This window comes from Massilia sp. 05N420 (assembly GCF_056397205.1).
In genome coordinates this window covers 1-15,682 of sequence record NZ_JBFTMX010000045.1, presented here as the reverse complement: position 1 = coordinate 15,682, position 15,682 = coordinate 1, and the positions used below count along the sequence as shown (strand labels likewise).

At 66.2% G+C, this 15,682-nt stretch carries 18 protein-coding genes and 2 tRNA genes; 9 read left to right on the top strand and 11 right to left on the bottom strand.

Annotation, left to right across the window (positions count from 1 at the left end; translation table 11 throughout):
- Positions 1 to 94: 94 nt before the first annotated feature.
- Genes AC1DIX_RS23020 through AC1DIX_RS23010 form a run of 3 tightly spaced genes read right to left on the bottom strand, consistent with a single transcriptional unit; the run spans position 95 to position 1,622 of the window.
- Entirely contained in the window at positions 95 to 1,000 is a 906-nt protein-coding gene (locus tag AC1DIX_RS23020) for an MBL fold metallo-hydrolase (RefSeq protein ID WP_477327734.1), read from the bottom strand.
- A complete protein-coding gene (locus tag AC1DIX_RS23015) occupies positions 1,000 to 1,191 on the bottom strand; it encodes a DUF1289 domain-containing protein (RefSeq protein ID WP_442123927.1) in 192 nt (63 codons plus the stop codon). The genes AC1DIX_RS23020 and AC1DIX_RS23015 overlap by 1 nt, the downstream gene beginning before the upstream one ends.
- 2 nt (positions 1,192 to 1,193) lie before the next feature.
- Entirely contained in the window at positions 1,194 to 1,622 is a 429-nt protein-coding gene (locus tag AC1DIX_RS23010) for a thioesterase family protein (RefSeq protein WP_442123880.1), read from the bottom strand.
- Positions 1,623 to 1,771: 149 nt separating this feature from the next.
- Between AC1DIX_RS23010 and AC1DIX_RS23005 the strand changes: the two genes are divergently transcribed.
- Positions 1,772 to 2,875 carry an extracellular catalytic domain type 1 short-chain-length polyhydroxyalkanoate depolymerase gene (locus AC1DIX_RS23005; protein ID WP_442123881.1) on the top strand — a complete coding sequence of 368 codons (1,104 nt, stop codon included), beginning with the start codon at positions 1,772 to 1,774 and terminating at the stop codon, positions 2,873 to 2,875.
- Between the two features lie 11 nt (positions 2,876 to 2,886).
- Here the strand turns inward: AC1DIX_RS23005 and AC1DIX_RS23000 are convergent, their stop codons facing one another.
- A complete protein-coding gene (locus AC1DIX_RS23000; protein ID WP_477327690.1) occupies positions 2,887 to 3,096 on the bottom strand; it encodes a cysteine-rich CWC family protein in 210 nt (69 codons plus the stop codon).
- Between the two features lie 108 nt (positions 3,097 to 3,204).
- On the opposite strand from AC1DIX_RS23000, the gene argB reads away from it, so the two are divergent.
- The 7 genes from argB to AC1DIX_RS22965 all read left to right on the top strand — a co-directional run bounded on the left by argB (position 3,205) and on the right by AC1DIX_RS22965 (position 8,497).
- Positions 3,205 to 4,134 (top strand): acetylglutamate kinase, encoded by a 930-nt coding sequence (argB, locus tag AC1DIX_RS22995; protein ID WP_197416498.1) that lies wholly within the window; start codon positions 3,205 to 3,207, stop codon positions 4,132 to 4,134.
- A 42-nt stretch (positions 4,135 to 4,176) separates the two neighbouring features.
- Positions 4,177 to 4,251, top strand: a tRNA-Thr gene (locus AC1DIX_RS22990).
- A gap of 3 nt (positions 4,252 to 4,254) precedes the next feature.
- A tRNA-Asp gene (locus tag AC1DIX_RS22985) sits at positions 4,255 to 4,331 on the top strand.
- A 286-nt stretch (positions 4,332 to 4,617) separates the two neighbouring features.
- Positions 4,618 to 5,349 (top strand): pyrimidine 5'-nucleotidase, encoded by a 732-nt coding sequence (locus tag AC1DIX_RS22980; RefSeq protein ID WP_477327688.1) that lies wholly within the window; start codon positions 4,618 to 4,620, stop codon positions 5,347 to 5,349.
- Between the two features lie 32 nt (positions 5,350 to 5,381).
- Positions 5,382 to 5,960 carry a nucleoid occlusion factor SlmA gene (gene slmA, locus AC1DIX_RS22975; protein ID WP_442123886.1) on the top strand — a complete coding sequence of 193 codons (579 nt, stop codon included), beginning with the start codon at positions 5,382 to 5,384 and terminating at the stop codon, positions 5,958 to 5,960.
- Positions 5,961 to 5,973: 13 nt separating this feature from the next.
- The gene (locus AC1DIX_RS22970; protein WP_477327686.1) at positions 5,974 to 7,824 is read left to right on the top strand and encodes a chorismate-binding protein; all 1,851 of its coding nucleotides are present in this window, start codon (positions 5,974 to 5,976) and stop codon (positions 7,822 to 7,824) included.
- Positions 7,825 to 7,864: 40 nt separating this feature from the next.
- Positions 7,865 to 8,497 (top strand): DUF6058 family natural product biosynthesis protein, encoded by a 633-nt coding sequence (locus AC1DIX_RS22965; protein ID WP_477327684.1) that lies wholly within the window; start codon positions 7,865 to 7,867, stop codon positions 8,495 to 8,497.
- Positions 8,498 to 8,504: 7 nt separating this feature from the next.
- Here the strand turns inward: AC1DIX_RS22965 and AC1DIX_RS22960 are convergent, their stop codons facing one another.
- Genes AC1DIX_RS22960 through AC1DIX_RS22950 form a run of 3 tightly spaced genes read right to left on the bottom strand, consistent with a single transcriptional unit; the run spans position 8,505 to position 10,374 of the window.
- Positions 8,505 to 9,095 (bottom strand): glutathione peroxidase, encoded by a 591-nt coding sequence (locus AC1DIX_RS22960; RefSeq protein ID WP_477327682.1) that lies wholly within the window; start codon positions 9,093 to 9,095, stop codon positions 8,505 to 8,507.
- Between the two features lie 32 nt (positions 9,096 to 9,127).
- Positions 9,128 to 9,949: a PPK2 family polyphosphate kinase gene (locus tag AC1DIX_RS22955; RefSeq protein ID WP_477327680.1), complete on the bottom strand. Its 822-nt coding sequence runs from the start codon at positions 9,947 to 9,949 to the stop codon at positions 9,128 to 9,130.
- Positions 9,946 to 10,374, bottom strand: coding sequence for a CoA-binding protein (locus tag AC1DIX_RS22950; protein ID WP_442123891.1), 429 nt, complete (start codon positions 10,372 to 10,374; stop codon positions 9,946 to 9,948). Before AC1DIX_RS22950 ends, AC1DIX_RS22955 begins: the two co-directional genes overlap by 4 nt.
- A gap of 70 nt (positions 10,375 to 10,444) precedes the next feature.
- Here AC1DIX_RS22950 and AC1DIX_RS22945 point away from each other — a divergent pair, with 70 nt between their 5' ends.
- Positions 10,445 to 11,059, top strand: a complete 615-nt coding sequence (locus tag AC1DIX_RS22945) for a peptidoglycan recognition protein family protein (RefSeq protein ID WP_477327677.1) — start codon at positions 10,445 to 10,447, stop codon at positions 11,057 to 11,059.
- Positions 11,060 to 11,073: 14 nt separating this feature from the next.
- Here AC1DIX_RS22945 and AC1DIX_RS22940 read toward each other — a convergent pair whose 3' ends face one another.
- From AC1DIX_RS22940 to AC1DIX_RS22925, 4 genes are all read right to left on the bottom strand, one after another.
- A complete protein-coding gene (locus AC1DIX_RS22940; RefSeq protein ID WP_477327675.1) occupies positions 11,074 to 12,009 on the bottom strand; it encodes a DUF4189 domain-containing protein in 936 nt (311 codons plus the stop codon).
- A gap of 130 nt (positions 12,010 to 12,139) precedes the next feature.
- A complete protein-coding gene (locus AC1DIX_RS22935; RefSeq protein WP_477327673.1) occupies positions 12,140 to 12,886 on the bottom strand; it encodes a LytR/AlgR family response regulator transcription factor in 747 nt (248 codons plus the stop codon).
- Positions 12,887 to 12,889: 3 nt separating this feature from the next.
- Positions 12,890 to 14,398, bottom strand: a complete 1,509-nt coding sequence (locus AC1DIX_RS22930; protein WP_477327671.1) for a histidine kinase — start codon at positions 14,396 to 14,398, stop codon at positions 12,890 to 12,892.
- A gap of 100 nt (positions 14,399 to 14,498) precedes the next feature.
- The gene (locus AC1DIX_RS22925) at positions 14,499 to 15,524 is read right to left on the bottom strand and encodes a serine hydrolase (RefSeq protein WP_477327669.1); all 1,026 of its coding nucleotides are present in this window, start codon (positions 15,522 to 15,524) and stop codon (positions 14,499 to 14,501) included.
- Positions 15,525 to 15,682: the final 158 nt, after the last annotated feature.

The following is a 15,682-nucleotide window of genomic DNA, read 5'->3' as shown; positions in this document are numbered from 1 at the left end:
GATATTCTCGCGGATGGGGTTGATCGGACCAGTTTTCCGATTATAGGGTCAAAAAAGCACGATCGTGCTAGATCCTCGGCTCTAATTCCGGCACTCAACTGTCCAGCAGCAGGTCGCCCTGCAGCCGCGCCGCGCCGGCCTTTTCCAGCGCCTGCGCCGCCCAGCGCGCCAGTTCGGCGGCCGGACGCGGCAGGAAGCGGCCACGCGCCAGCACCAGCAGCGGCACGGTCCCGAACAGGGCTTCCACCTCGGCCAGCGGCATGCTGCGGCGCTCCAGCAGCAGGAATTTCAGCAGCACCTTGACGGCATTCTCGGCGTTGCGCACCGGATCGGCAGCCAAATAATCAAGGCGGCCGTAAGCCCGCTGCAAAGCGGCGTCGACATCGGCAAACGGCGCACCATGGCCGGGAATGACGAGACCTGGCCGCAACGAGGCGATCAGGTCGAGCGTGGCCCTCACCTCGTCGAAGCCAGGCTCGCCCGCCAGTTCAGGAAAAATCACCCCGAAGCCGTTCTGCCACAGGGCGTCGCCGGCGATCAGGATGCCCTCTTCTTCGCACCAGAACAGCAGCGCGTGCGGATCGTGGCCGGGCGCGGCCAGTGCCTGCCACTGCAAGTCTCCCATGATCAGCGCATCGCCGGGCGCGATGGTCTCGTCGACGCTGAAGCGCGTGCATTGCTGGCCGGTGGCGCGGTAGCTCAGCGCCTCCTCGTCCCAGGCCCGGACCTTGTCGGCTTCGGCGACCGGAATCGCGATGCGGCAAGCGAAGGCGTCCTTCAAGGCCGCGTTGCCGCCGCAGTGATCCGAATGCAGATGGGTGTTGACGACGCGGTCCAGCGGGCGGCCGTCCAATGCGTGCCGCACCAGCGCCAGGGTTTGATCGGCATGCGTGACGTAGCCGCTGTCGACCAGGGTCGTCCCGGCGCGACCGCTGAACAGGATGTTGTTGGCGGACAGCCAGCCGCGCTCGAACACCCGCATCGAGGCCGGCAGCCGCATCACTCGAAGAGCTGCGCTTCGCGGCGCCGGATTTCGGCCCACACGGCGCGCTTGTAATCGTCGTCGGCGCGGCCCCAGGCGACGATCTCGTCGATGGTGCGCATGCAGCCTTCGCACAGGCCGGTCGAGGGGACCATGCGGCAGATGTTGATGCAGGGGGATGGGACGGGGGTTTGCTGTTCCGGATTCATGGTCATGCTGAAGCTTTCTCGATCTTGCCTGCCAGTTTGGCATTGAAGCGCGCCGGATCGATCACGACGCGCTCGTGGATGCCTTCGCAGATGCGTTCGACGTCATCCCAGGCTTCGACCCTGAAGCGCACGCGGCGGCCGTCGACCTCGAGGACCTCGCCCTTCACGTGCAGGGTCATGCCGGGCGGGGTCGGCGCCACGTGCTGGAAGCTGACCATGGTGCCCAGGCTCTGTTCGTTCGGCCAGTCCATATAGGGCATCATGCCGTGCAAACAGGCAAGTTCCATCATCCCGACCATATAGCCGGTAGCGAGCACGTCCGGCATGTCGAGGCAGAATGGAGTATCGTGGTAGAGCTGAGGCACCGTGGCGCGTGCAGGTACCGTGTAGTACCACTCGAAGCGGATGCCGGGCTGAAATTCGGGACGCATGGTGGGCAGATTAACGTATCCGGACGAATCGCGCTTGACCAGAAAGCTCATGGGCGTAGAGTTCGACCCTTTGGCCCGCACAGTAAGGTTGATGCAAGTTTGCCGACCAAGACTGAGAACCCGGCCATGGCGCCGACAAAGGAGGGCTGATGTCCCTAAGTAATAAATTGCTGGCGCAAATGCGCGCCGCGACCCGTTCCCTGATGCGCCGCGGCCCGTCCGTGGCGCGCACCGTGATGCGCGAATCGATCAAGACCGCCTCCAGCATGCACCCGGCGGCAAAACAGAAAGCGGCCTCGAACCAGATGAGCTTTGATCCCGTCTCCGACATGTTGGCCGACCTGAGCCGGATCGGCCAGTCGGTCAATCCCTTCAATGTGCCGCCGCTGTCCACCGGCGCGGCCGCGATCGGCCTGCCCGGCCACTTCATCGACGGATCGTTCACCGCCGACGCCGGCACGCGCGACTACAAGCTCTACGTGCCGAGCACCTATGCCGGCCAGCCGTCTCCGCTGCTGGTGATGCTGCACGGCTGCACCCAGAATCCGGACGACTTCGCGCTCGGTACCGGCATGAACGTGCTGGCCGAGGAGTGGAATTGCCTGGTCCTGTATCCGGCCCAGTCGCAGCAGGCCAATGCCCACCGCTGCTGGAACTGGTTCAATGCGATCGACCAGAAGCGCGACCAGGGCGAGCCGTCCATCATCGCCGGAATGACGCGCGACATCATGGCGCGCTACGTCGTCGATCCGCAGCAGGTGTACGTGGCGGGGCTGTCGGCCGGCGGCGCGATGTCGGCCATCATGGGCACCCTGTATCCGGAGCTGTATGCGGCGGTGGGCGTGCATTCCGGCCTGCCTTTCGCGGCCGCGCACGACCTGCCGACGGCGATGGCCGCCATGAAGGGCGATTTCCGCCGTCCGAAAAGCGGCAAGGTGCGCGAGCTGCCGATCATCGTGTTCCACGGCGACCAGGACACGACCGTGCACCCGGCGAATGGCGAAGAATTGATCCGGCGCCGGCGGCGCCATGCGGCCGAACAGGTCGCGGTCGAGCCGGGCCAGGTGCCCGACGGCCACGCCTACACGCGCACGGTGCACCGTCATCCGGACGGGACGATTCATGCGGAACACTGGCTGGTGCACGGCTTCGGCCATGCCTGGTCGGGCGGCGATGCGCGCGGCAGCTATACCGACGGCAAAGGCCCGGACGCGAGCCGCGAAATGATGCGCTTCTTCCGCACCCGGCGCTGACGATGCAGGCCTTAAACCTTCCCGGACGACGCCTGTTGCTGTTGCGCGATATGCTGGCCCAGGCAGGCCGGACACCAGCAGCCGGGCAAGGGCTGTTCCGCGCCGGATTGCGCGACGGGAACCGGTACGACCGGCGGCAAGGCGGTGCACCAGCACGGGCCGTCGTCGCCGTCCACCATGGCGCAGCCGAAGGCGGCGCCGCAACGTGTACAAATGCTCATGCGCCCACCTTAGCCGCATGGGCCGGAAAATACAACAAGCTGCCTTTATAATGCGCACTGCGACGGGCCATTGCCTGTAAAATCTCGCAAATTCTTTTTGGACCCCCAATGAACGCTACGCTGAGCACAATGACGGGCGACGACCAGAAGAACGACCTGACTGCGGTCTCGCCGCAGATCAAGGCGCAGATCCTGGCCGAAGCACTTCCCTATATCCGCAACTTCCACGGAAAAACCATCGTCATCAAATACGGTGGCAACGCGATGACCGACGAACGCCTGAAACACGGGTTCGCGCGCGACGTCATCCTGCTGAAGCTGGTCGGCATGAACCCGGTGGTGGTGCATGGCGGCGGTCCGCAGATCGACAACGCCCTGAAAAAGATCGGCAAGCAGGGCACCTTCGTGCAAGGCATGCGCATCACCGACGAAGAAACCATGGAAGTGGTCGAGTGGGTGCTGGGCGGCGAAGTCCAGCAGGACATCGTCATGCTGATCAACCACTACGGCGGCCAGGCGGTCGGCCTGACCGGCAAGGACGGCGGCCTGATCCGCGCACGCCGCATGGCGATGCCGGACAAGGAAAAGCCGGGCGAATTCCTCGACATCGGCTTCGTCGGCGAAATCGAGGCGATCAATCCAGCCGTGGTCAAGGCCCTGCAGGACGACGCCTTCATTCCGATCATCTCACCGATCGGCTTCGGCCAGGATGGCCAGGCCTACAACATCAATGCCGACGTCGTCGCCGGCAAGATCGCGGAAATCCTGAAGGCCGAAAAGCTGATCATGATGACCAACATCGCCGGTGTGCAGGACAAGCAGGGCAATCTGGTCACCGACCTGTCGGCGCGCGAGATCGACGAGATGTTCGCGGACGGTACGATTTCCGGCGGCATGCTGCCGAAAATCTCGTCGGCACTGGACGCCGCCAAGTCCGGCGTCAATACCGTGCACATCATCGACGGGCGCATCGAACACAGTTTGTTGCTGGAAGTCTTGACCGAACAGGCCTTTGGCACTATGATCCGGTCTCACTGAAATTTTGCAGCGGTTCAAGTCGCTGCAAAATGGAAGAACGATGCCCTTGTAGCTCAGTGGTAGAGCACTCCCTTGGTAAGGGAGAGGCCACGTGTTCAATCCACGTCAAGGGCACCATCTGGAGCGGTAGTTCAGTTGGTTAGAATACCGGCCTGTCACGCCGGGGGTCGCGGGTTCGAGCCCCGTCCGCTCCGCCAGAATCGAAGAAAAAAGGTCCGACTTGTTCGGGCCTTTTTTCTTTTTAGCTACAGGAGGGTCTCCCCTGCGGGAGACCCGGTTTGGGGCTCGAAGGGAATCGCTTGCAAGCGATTCCGCGGCCCGCGGGACGTGGGCGAGCCCCGTCCGCTCCGCCAGAATCGAAGAGAAAAGGTCCGACTTGTCGGGCCTTTTTTCTTTTCAGGTACAGGAGGATCTCCCCTGAGGGAGATGCGACACGAGCGGTGTCGATATAATGCAAGGCTGCCTCCTCTTGCAAAGCTTGCCGTGCCTACTCCCTCCTCCCTCGTCTGGCTGTTTGACCTCGACAACACCCTGCACGACGCTTCCCACGCGATCTTTCCGGCAATCAGCGCCAACATGAACACCTATATCGCGCGCGTGCTCGGCGACGGCACCACGCCGGCCAGCCAGGAAGCGGTGAATGCGGCCCGGCTCGGCTACTGGAAGCGCTACGGCGCGACCCTGCTCGGCATGATCCGCCACCACCAGGTCGACGCCGCCGACTTCCTGCGCGAGACCCACGACTTGAAAGCCCTGCAGGACATGGTGCGCTGGGAACGCGGCCTGTCGCGCGTGCTGAAGCGCCTGCCCGGCCGCAAGATCCTGCTGACGAATGCGCCCACCGCGTATTCGACCGAGGTGCTGCGCCATATCGGCCTGCAGCGCCACTTTGCCCACCATATCGCGATCGAGGACATGCACGTGCACCGCCAGCTGCGGCCGAAGCCGTCGACCTTGATGCTGCGGCGCCTGCTGCGCAAGCACCGGCTGGCGCCGCAGCGCTGCGTGCTGGTCGAGGACACCCTCGTCAACCTGAAGCACGCCAAACGCGTCGGCATGCGCACCGCCTGGGTCACGCAATACCTGCGCTACGCCGATCCGAGCGGTAAAGCCCCCCTGCCGAAAATGCTAAAACGACCCGCCTATGTCGATGTCAAAGTAAAATCCGTAGTTCAGTTGCCGGCACACCTGCGCCGGCTGCGCTCATCGACATGAATTTCGACCTGAATACGGAGCACCACGAGAACATGGCAAGCACCAAGCCGGGACAACGAAAACTGCAGATCCTCCAGGCCTTGGCGGCCATGCTGGAGCACCCGAAGGGGGAGAAGATCACGACCGCGGCACTGGCCGCGAAACTGGCGGTATCGGAGGCGGCGCTGTACCGTCACTTCGCCAGCAAGGCGCAAATGTTCGAAGGCCTGATCGAGTTCATCGAGTCCAGCGTCTTCGGCGTGTGCAACCAGATCACGGAACGCGAAGACGACGGCGTGGCCCAGGCGCATGCGATGCTGCAGATGCTGCTCTTGTTCTCGGCGAATAATCCCGGCATGACCCGGGTACTGATCGGCGACGCCCTGGTGGGCGAGGACGAACGCCTGCAACTGCGCATGAACCAGTTCTACGACAAGGTCGAACTGGCGTTCAAGGGCGCGCTGCGGGTGGCCGTCACCCAGGGCCACGGCCGCGAGGAAGACGTGGGTGCGCGCGCCAGCCTGCTGGTGTCCTATGTGACCGGACGCTGGCACCGCTTTGCCAAGAGCGGCTTCCGCCAGCACCCGGCGGAAAACAGCGCCCTGCAACTGTCGCTGCTGCTGGCCGCCTGACCCGGGAGCCCGAATGGACGACGGCATCTTTGCCCTGCTCGACGACGCGAGCGCAGACGGTAATCCGCCTTCCCGCTCGCGCCTGTACCGCGACTACGCCGGTATGCTGGCCTGCCACACGGTGCAGGAATGGCCGGCGCTGCTGGCGCGCCTGCAGGAAGCGCTGGCGACCGGCCTGTACGCGGTGCCGGTGCTGAGCTATGAGCTCGGCGAACAGCTGCTCGGCATCGTGCCRCCGGCCGCGGTCCAGGATGCGCCGCTGGCCCAGGTGCTGCTGTTCCGCGGCGTCGAGCTGCTGTCGGCAGGAGAAGTGAAGAGCTGGCTGGACGAACGCGCCGGCGCCGGCGGCCCGGCCGGGATCGCCGATGTGCGCAGCAATGTCGACGAAGCCGCCTTCACCCGCGCCATCGGGCGCATCCGCGACTACATCGCCGCCGGCGACACCTACCAGGTCAACTACACCTACCGGATCCGCTTCGACGCCTTCGGTTCCATCTACGCCCTGTACGCGCGCCTGCGCGAGCGCCAGCCGGTGCCCTACGGCGCCCTGATCGCCCTGCCGGACGGCCGTGTGGTGCTGTCGCTGTCGCCGGAACTGTTCGTGCGCCACGACGCCGGCCGCCTGCTGGCGCGGCCGATGAAAGGTACCGCACCGGCCAGCGGCGACCAGGACATCGATGCCGTGCGTTCCTCGGCGCTGGCGGCCGATCCGAAGAACCGCGCCGAGAACCTGATGATCGTCGACCTGCTGCGCAACGACCTCGGACGGATCGCGCGCACCGGCAGCGTCGGCGTGCCGGCCCTGTTCGAGGTGCGCCGCTACAGCAGCGTGCTGCAGATGACCTCGACCGTCCAGGCCCAGCTGGCCGACTGCACCGGGCTGGACGCCATCTTCGACGCGCTCTACCCCTGCGGCTCGATCACCGGCGCACCGAAGCGCCGCACCATGGAGATCATCCACGAGCTGGAGCCGGCCCCGCGCGGCATCTATACGGGCGCGCTGGGCTGGATCGATCCGCCGGCCTTCGGCGCCCACTCGGCTGCCCTGGCCGGCGCGCGCTTCGGCGACTTCTGCCTGTCCGTGCCGATCCGCACCCTGGTGCTGCAGCCCGAGCACAACGGCGTGCGCCACGGCGAACTCGGGGTCGGCGCCGGCATCGTCTACGACAGCGATCCCGCCGCCGAATATGCCGAGTGCCGGCTGAAGGCGGGCTTCCTGACCGGGCTGCCGAACGGCTTCCAGATCTTCGAGACCATGTACGCCACCCGCGAGGAAGGCTGCCGCCACCTGGAACGCCACCTGGCGCGGCTGCGGGCTTCCAGCGCCTACTTCGGCTATCCCTTCGCCGAGGAACTGGCGCGCGCCGGCGCAATCGCCGCCTGCGCCGTGCTGCCCGAGCACACCCCGCACCGCCTGCGCCTGGCGCTGCAGCCGGACGGCGAGGTCGTCGTGCAGACGGCGCCGCTGACGCCGCTGGAAGGCCCGGTCGAGGTGCTGTTATCAAGCGAACCGGTCGACTCCAATGCCCTGTTCGCGCGCCACAAGACCACCATCCGCAGCCGCTACGACGCCGCCTGGAAGCAGGCCGAAAACGAAGGCGCCTTCGACACCCTGTTCTTCAACGAGCGCGGCGAACTGGCCGAGGGCGGCCGCAGCAGCGTGTTCGTGCGGGTCGGCGAACGCTGGTACACGCCGCCGCTGTCGTCCGGCGTGCTGCCCGGCGTGATGCGGGCCGTGCTGCTGGACGATCCTGCCTGGAATGCGATCGAATGCCCGATCTCGCGCGAGACCCTGGAGCGCGCCCAGGAGATCGTGGTCTGCAATGCCTTGCGCGGACCGTTGCGGGCGACGATTCGGCGCTGACCGAAGCATGGTCCTGCCCGCCTGCCCTAGCATGGCGGGCATGAAACTGATCGATTACCTGAACACCCATTTCCTGACCCGCGGGCAGCTGCTGGCGCGCTGCGGCATCGACGACGTCCGCCTGGGCGAGCTGCAGGAACGCGGCATGATGCCGCGGCCCGCCTACCGCCTGCGTGTCGAGCTCTCCTGCGATTCCTTTTTCGGCCCGCACGGCGAGCAGCACGCGATCGACTGGTACCCGCAAGGTGCGCCCGCCTGGGCCGGCCTGCTGGCAGCGCTGGACGGTCCGCGCGAGGCCTACGCGATCTTCGCCTCGCGCTACCGGCGCCGGCTGGCGCGGCTCGGCGACGACGGCCTGCCCGCGGCCGCTGACGGATTGGGCGGCGATGCCCACATCGCGTCGGAATGGCGGCACTTCCTGGACGGTAGCTATGGCCTGTGCACCCGCGCCGGGCTGCCGGAAGAGATCGCGGCCAAGGAGGCGGCCATCGTCCTGATCCGTGAACTGACGGCGTTGGGCGCGCAGCAGGGGCTGGATGAGGAACAGCGCCGGCAGCTGGCGGCCGCGGTCGACCTGCTYGACCGCGTCAGCGCGCCCTTCGCCCCGCACGAGGTGGCGCGCAGTTCGCGCCGGCGCTGCGTCGACGAGGTACGCGCCGCCTGGCTGCGCTAGCGCGGGCTCAGCCGCCCAGCGCCTGCTCGATCTTCGACACCAGCGCCGCATCCTGCGGCGTCACCTTGCTCGGGAAGTACTCGAGCACCTTGCCGTTACGGTCGATCAGGTACTTGTTGAAGTTCCATTTCGGCTGGTTGCCGGTTGCCTTGATGAGCTCGGCGTACAGCGGATTCGCGTTCGCGCCGGTCACCTGGGTGCTGGCGAACATCGGGAATTTCACGCCATAGGTGTTGTAGCAGAGGTCGGCGATCTTCTTGGCGTCTTCCGATTCCTGCTTGAAGTCGTTCGACGGGAAGCCCAGCACCACCAGGCCGCGCGCCGCGTACTTGGCGTACAGGGCTTCCAGGCCCTGGTATTGCGGGGTGAAACCGCAGTAGCTGGCCGTGTTCACCACCAGCACCACCTTGCCGGCGTACTGGCACAGGTCCTGCGGCGCCTCGTCCTGCAGGCGCTTGAAGGTGTGCTTCAGCACGGCCGGGCAGGATGCCGCGGCCGCCGCGGGCGCCGCCGCGGGGGCGGCGTTCTGGGCCTGGACAGGTGCGGTGGCGGCGACGGCGGCGCCGAGGGAGAGCAGCAGGGCGATGGTCTTGGACATGGCGGCGAGAAAAGGATTAATAAAATCCCATTCTATTCCACCTTGACCTTCGCGAGGTCGGCCTTCGGCGCCGGCCACGACAGATTCATGGCCTGCATGGTCTCCAACAACAAATGCGCGACGATCAGGTTGCGGTGGGTCTTGGAATCGGCCGGCACGATGTACCAGGGCGCATGGCCGAGGTCGGTCGCGGCGATCGCATCCTCGTAGGCGCGCTGGTAAGCGTCCCATTGCGAGCGCACGGCCAAGTCGGTCGGGTCGAACTTCCAGTGCTTTTCCGGGTCATCCAGGCGTTCCTGCAGCCGCTTCTTCTGCTCCTCCTTCGACAGATGCAGGAAGATCTTGATCACGGTGGTGCCGGATTCCGCCAGCATGCGCTCGAAGTCGCGTATGTGGGCGTAGCGGCGCTTGGTCTCCTTGCCATCGATGTCGCCCAGCACGCGCGGTACCAGCACATCCTCGTAGTGGCTACGGTTGAAGACCGCGATCAGACCGTTGCCGGGCACATGGGCGTGGATGCGCCACAGGAAATCGTGGGCCCGCTCGCGCTCGGTCGGTGCGTTGAAGCCGGTTGCCTGGATGCCCATGGGGCTGATCTGGGAGAACAGCGCGCGCGTGGTGCCGTCCTTGCCGGCGGTGTCCATGCCCTGCAGGACCAGCAGCAGTTTCTGCTTGCGGCTGGCGTACAGCATCTCCTGGAAGCGGGCCACCTGGCCGATCAGCTCATCAGTCAGCGTTCGCTCGCGTTGCTTGGCGCCGCCGTTGCCGTTCTTCTCGCGCAGCGGCGTCAGGCCGGCGTCCTCGTCGCGCAGCTCGACCTTCTTCGGCGCGCGGAAGCGCTCGCGGGCGTTCATGCCTGGGCGTCGAGCTTGCGGTGCTCGATCAGCATGCAGTGGTTCATGACGACCTCCAGGCCGGCGGCGCGCGCCAGGTCGGCCGCGGCCTGGTTCTCGATCCCGAGCTGCATCCACAGCACGCCAGCGCGCACGTCGATGGCGTCCTTGGCGACCGGCGGCACGTCCTCGGACTTGCGGAAGACGTCGACCACGTCGATGCGGCGGCCCTCCTTCGCCAGCGCATCGGCGGCTTCCTGCAGCGTGGCGTAGACCGGGCGGCCGAGGATTTGCTGGCCGGCGTAGGCCGGATTCACGGGCAGGATCTCGTAGCCCCGGGATTGCAGGTAGTCGGCCACCTCGTGGCTGGCGCGTTCGGGTTTGTTCGACATGCCGATCACGGCGACGGTCTTGGCGGATTTCAGGATCTGTTCGATGGTTCGCATGCTGGGCTCGCTATGTTATTGTCGCGCCTAGCTTATCAGCTTTATATCGCGCTCCGGCGCATGACCCGCAATGACGATCCGCCCTGCCCTCGCCCTCTCCCTGCTGCTCGCCGCCACCGCCGCCTTCGCCCAGACCTTGCCCGAGGTCGAGCGCAGCATCGTCCCCGTCGCCGCCTGGGGCGGCACCCCGGCCGACCCGGCGCTGGCGCATCGCCAGACCATCACCCACATCACCCTGCACCACCAGGGCGAGCCGTTCAGGCCGGGCACCGATCCGCGCCAGTACCTGCGCAAGCTGCAGACCTGGTCGCGCAACACCAAGCACTGGCTGGACATCCCCTACCACTACATCATCGACCTCGACGGCAATATCTACGAGGGCCGCAAGATCGACTACGCCGGCGACACCAACACGGAATACGATCCGACAGGCCATGCGCTGATCGAGGTGGTCGGCAACTTCGAGGAAGTGGAGCCGAACCGGCAGCAGCTCGATGCCGTGGTGCGGCTGATGGCGATGCTGGCGCATAAATACGATGTGCCGCTGGACCACATCGCCAGCCACCGGGATTTTTCAACACAGACCGTGTGCCCCGGCGCCAACCTGTACCGCTATGTGCAGGACGGCTACTTCAGGCACAAGGTGGCGCTGCGGCTGGCGCAGGAGCAGTCCGGCACGCGCTAGGACCGCGCCGCGCCTCAGCCTCCGCAGCTGCTGGTGTCCCACTTCCAGTCGTTGGTGAAGGGGTCGAACACGCGCGGCGCCTGCCATTTCTCGGTGCGGCCATTGGCGAAGGTGCGTACGCAGCTGCCGTTCACGCAGCGGTTGGTGCAGCTCAGGGCCTGGACGGCGCGGGTCGCGACCTGGCGCGCGGGCGCCTTGGCCTTGCGTGAGGCCTCGGTCTGGCTGGCCAGCTTGTCGAAGGAAGCGGGGGCATTGCTCGTGCCCCTGTTGAAGGCCTTGACGGTCAGCTTGCAGGATTCGCCGGGTTTCGCACCCTCCTTGCAATTCGCCATGGCAGCGGCAACCGCGGCTTCCATGCTGGCTTCCATGCGCACCGACGCGTAGCTTGCGGATTCGGCCACCGCATAGCCCCATTCACCGAAGTGGGTCTTTACTTCGCATTTGACCGGCTTGCCTTTCTGCTGTTTGGCGCACTCGTCGAGGGCATCGGCCCTGGCTTCGGCTTCGTTGCCGAAGTTGTAGCTGAACTGGGTCGCGACCAGCAGTCCTTTATCGTCCTTGGCATGAGCCCAGGCGCCCCAGCTGCCGCCCGATTCCCAGTACAGGGCCGAGAACTTGCAGTTCTTGTAGTTCTTGCGGCAATCGGCCATCGCCCGGGCGCGCGCTTTTTCGGGCGCATCGTCGGTGGCCGCGAACATGCCGTCGTCGCCCTTGGCCAGGGCGATCGCACCGGGGAGGACCCGGGTGCTCAGGATCCTGCAGTTGTTGACGCGTTTGCTGCACTCGTCGAGAGCCTCGGCCTTGGCCTCGTCGAGGCTGGCGGCGTTGGTCACGGTATAGGTGTAGTTGTCGTCGCCGACGGCCACGACTGCGGCGCCGAAGGCCGTGGAGGCCACGCCGCCCAGCAGGACGGCAAACAGGGAGGAACGGATAAGCTGCGGGAAGTTCATGGTGTGCTCTCGTCGGTTGGCAGTTGATGACATCTGCATATTGCCAACCGACAACTTCCTGCGCCAGTGGGCTTGCGACGAACACGGCATTCCCGGGAATGGATACGGCTTTTCCGGGAATTTGGCGGCGCTACATCTGGCGGAAAGCGTCCTGGCCCTGGTAGCCGGAACTCACGCTCAGCACCTCGGCACGGCCCTTCAGATGCACCTGCATCTGGCCTTCGCGGCGGTGCACGGCGTCGATCCGGCGCCGGTTGACGATGGCGCCACGGCTGACCTGGATGAATTCCTGCGGGTCGAGCTGCTCCACGAGGTCTTTCACCGGAATGCGGATCAGGGCCTCGGTCTGCGGCGTGACGACCTTGGTGTACTTGGCTTCGGACTGGAAGAAGATCACTTCGTCGGTGGTGATCACACGCAGGATGCTGCCGACCGAGGCCTGGATCCAGGACAGGTAGCGCGGCGCCGCTGCCGCCGCGGGCGCATCGGTGGTGGCGGCGGGCGCGGGCGCCACGGTTGGCTGCTGGCGCAGCTGCAGCCGCGCGATCGTCTCCAGCAGGCGGCCCCGGTTGAGCGGCTTGACCAGGTAGTCGACCGCGCCGACGTCGAAGGCGTCCAGGGCATGCTGGTGGTAGGCGGTCAGGAACACGATGACGGTGCCGGGCGGCCGCACGCGCGCCACGTCCAGGCCGCTGGCCTTGGGCATATTGATGTCGAGGAAGGCGAAGTCGGGCGCGTGGGTGCGCAGCGCCGCCAGGGCCGCGGCGCCGTCCGCGGTCTCGGCGACGATGTGCAGTTCCGGCCAGAGTTCGGCCAGCGCCTGTTTCAGTTCGGCGCGCAATAAAGGTTCGTCTTCGGCGATCAGGGCTGTGGGCATGGATTACGGAGGTGGTTCGAGGGGAATGACGATGGTGGCGGCAAAGCCGCCGGATGGCGGCGCGCCGACTTCCAGCCAGGCGCGGTTGCCATACATGGCTTCCAGGCGGCGGCGGATGTTCGACAGGCCGACGCCGGTGCCGCCGACGCTCGAGAAGCCGCGGCCGTCGTCGGCCACCGTCAGGCGCAGGCAGGCGTCGTCCGCGGCGGCCGCCAGCGAGATCGTGCCGCGCTCGGCATCGGCCAGGCCGTGCTTCATCGCGTTCTCCACCAGCGAGATCAGCATCGCCGGCGGGAATGGGTGCTCGAGCAGCGCGTCGGTGACGGTGAAGGTGTAGCCGAGGCGCTCGCCCATCCGGATCTGCATGATCGTCAGGTAGTGGCGCGCCAGCTCCATCTCCTTGCGCACGCTGGAATGCTCGGCCCGCAGGTCGTCCATCGCGCAGCGCAGGTAGGCGATCAGGTGATCCAGCATGTGCTCGCCCGCGCCGACATCCTCGCGGTACAGGTGGCGCACGTTGGCCAGGGAATTGAACAGGAAGTGGGGTTCGATCTGGGCCTGCAGGATGCGCAGCTGGGCTTCGACCGCCTGCTCGCGCAGGGCGTCGCGCTGGCGTTCGGCGGACCGCATCGAGAGCTCGGCGCGCAGGGGCTGCAGCAGGTGGGCTTCGATGTACTGCATCTGGGCCACGGCGTCGGCCGGCGGCGCGAAGAGGTAGAAGCGATAGATGCCGTCGCGCAGCCGGCACACCACCTCCACTTCCGGCACCGCGTCGTCGCCGGTGCGGAGCGAGACCATCAGCTTGTTCGGGCTGCAGTTCGGCCATATGAGCTCGTAACGCAGCGCGTTCGCTTCCCGCACCGCGACCAGGCGCGGAAGCCCTCCGGTCAGCGGGCGATCGAGGCCGGGGGTGCTGCTGTCCATCAGGCGCTCCAGCCGGCGTACCAGCGTATCGTGGACTTCGCTGGCGTCGCCGGCCAGGCGGACCGACTTGCGCAGCAGGCTGCCGTCGGCGACACCGGCCAGCGCGCCGGTGGTGTAGCCGAGATGATGCAGGCGCCATACGCCGGTCAGCAGCGCCAGCGCCGGCAGGGTCACGAGATAGCCCAGCATGCCTTGCAGGGCGTCGGGCGCGGTGACGGCCTGGCGTATCCGGGCCTCTGTCTCGACATCGCTGTTCATGAAGATGATCGCAAGCAGCGTCAGGATCGCCACCAGCCAGAAGGCCGTGTGCTCGATGAAGGCCTGCAGCTGCAGGGCAGCCGCATAACGGCAGACCGTCCGTGCGGGCGCCGGCCGCCCCAGACGCACGGCGAAGGCGAAATACGCGGCCTGCACCAGCACGAAGCCGAGTACGGCGACGATGGGAGACAGGCTGCGCAGGCTGAGAATGATCATGCCCCATACCACCACCACGATCAGCGACCATGCGGTGAGAAGGCCGACGTTGCGAAGGGTGACTGCGGTATTGCCGCGGAGCCGGAAGAGCGGAAGGGATTTGGAAGAGGACATGGAAGCTATATTTGCATGCAGCAACATTATCTTCCACTTCGATGCGACGTAGGGCACCCGTATGCCGACGGATGCCCGATTTCAGGGAATTCGGCCGGCGTTACGGCAGCTTCATCCCCTTGATCTCGCGTCCGCCCTGGGCCAGCACCAGCTGCCCGGGCGTCGCATCGTCGAAGCGCAGCTCGGCATCCACCTGATTCGAAAAGAAAGTCCGCTCGTTCAAGGCGAACACCTCGACCTTCGGCTGGCCGGTGGCCTGGGTCCAGTAGCGGTCGCCGTCGCGGCTGAGTTCGATCGCGAAGTTCGGCGCCAGCTGGTAGCGGCCGGCGTAGGCATCGAATTTCGTGTGATCGATCTTGACGGCCACCCGCGGCGGCGGCGCGTCGCCGGTGCGCGGGCTGACCTGGTCGGCGGTCGGATTGTGCACGACCAGCTGGGTCGCCCGGCCCTGGGCGTCGCGGGTGAACTCGATCGACTGCAGCGAACCGGGGATGAAGAAGCCGGTCTCGGAATAGGCTTGCAGGGTCACCGGCGGCCGGCCGGCGCGCTGCAGCACCAGGCGCTCGCCGTCGCGGCGCACGGTGCGGGTGTCGTTCCCCTCGACGCGATAGACGCCGGCATAGGCATCCAGGGTCTTCGCATCCAGTTTGACTTCCTTGTACTCGGGGAAGGGATTGCCGATCGCGATCGCGGCCGCCTTGTACGCCGCCTCCCCTGCCGGCGGCAGGCCGGAATCGACATTGCTCAGCACCGCCACATACAGCTTCTCGGCCGGCAGGCGCAGCGCATAAGTGTTGAAGCCGTTGATGCCGCCGCCATGGCCGATCATCGGGGCGCCGCGCAGCTTGCCGGTCTCCCAGCCGTAGCCGTAGCCGGTGCTGGCGCCGCCGCTCAGGGTATAGGGCGTGAAGGCGCGCTGCCAGCTGGCGGACTTCAGCAGCTTGCCGCTGCCGACGGCGGCGTCCCAGCGCGCCAGGTCGTCGACGGTGGAGACCAGGGAGCCGGCCGCATAGGGCTGCGTCATGCTGAGCGGCGGCGCCGGCTTGAAACCATCCGACGCCTTCGAATAGCCGAGCGCGCGCGCCGCCTTGTCGCGCTCGTGGCCTTCGTAGGCGGTGCGCTTCATCCCCAGCGGCCGGTGGCTGTCAAGCTAGTTGTCGCCTTAACTGTTAAGCTGCTCTTTGTATTTGACGCCGCGCTGCGGCGTCAGATTTTGCTGGATTGAGATGTACCACGTCGATCCGAGTCCAATCGCGGGTAGCTGCGCGCCAGCGGTTGGGGTTG